The 932-nt window shown below is 67.0% G+C and carries 1 pseudogene; it reads right to left on the bottom strand.

The window, feature by feature from the left end:
* Positions 1-932: pseudogene (locus EN943_RS38925) on the bottom strand (autotransporter outer membrane beta-barrel domain-containing protein); the annotation flags it as partial.

The raw sequence follows: 932 nt of genomic DNA, 5'->3' as shown, positions 1-932 counted from the left end.
GCCCTGACCGTCTCGGCCTCGCCGGCCGCTCCGCCTTTGCCGCCGATGCCGATGGTCGCAGCGATAGCGCCATTGAACGAAAAGCCGCCATTGCCGCCGCCGCCGCCGATCGATTGAATGATCAGGCCAGCGGAGTCGGCGCCGTGGGTTGTGATATTCGTGGTGGTGGAGTTGTAGACGACCTTGCCCGCGGCGCCGCCGCCCGCGCCACTGCCGCCGATGCCGACGGTCAGGCCAAGGCCGACACCGATGACGCCGCCGCCATTGCCGCCACCGCCACCGATCGATTGCACGATGATACCGGCCGACCTTTCCTTGAAGGTTTCGACCGAACCATTATAGGTCGCATCGACTGCCTTGCCCGCGCCTGCCGCGCCGCCGCCACCACCGATGCCCAGATTGGCGATCGCGCCAAACGTGCCGACGAAGCCGCCATTGCCGCCACCGCCGCCGACCGACTGTGCCAGGATGCCGACCGACTGGTCGCCATGCGTTTCGATGTTGCCGGTCGAGGTGACGGTGACCGAGCCTGCTGTCTGGCCGGTGCCGCCACTGCCGCCAACGGCAACCGAGGCGCCCAACGCACCCGTGGTGAATGTACCGGCAACGCTGAAGCCGCCATTGCCGCCGCCACCACCGATCGACTGCGCCAGGATGCCGGCGGCCTGTTTGCCGTAGGTGGTGATGTTGCCGTAATTGTTGACCTCGACATGCTTGCCGATGCCACCCGTCGCTCCGCTGCCACCGATGGAGACCGAGGCGGAGCCGCCAGCGCCCTCGAAGGAACCGGAACCGCTCAGTGTCACGGCGAAGCCGCCATTGCCGCCGCCGCCGCCGATCGATTGCGCCAGGATGCCGATCGAGCCGTCATCGATCGTCAGGATGCTGTTTTGGGTGACGACGCTGCCGACTTTCTTGCCGTTGTTGACGGT

It is taken from the genome of Mesorhizobium sp. M7A.F.Ca.US.006.01.1.1, assembly GCF_003997935.1.
In the GTDB taxonomy this organism is placed as follows: Bacteria; Pseudomonadota; Alphaproteobacteria; order Rhizobiales; family Rhizobiaceae; genus Mesorhizobium.
This window is presented reverse-complemented; position numbering and strand designations above follow the sequence as displayed.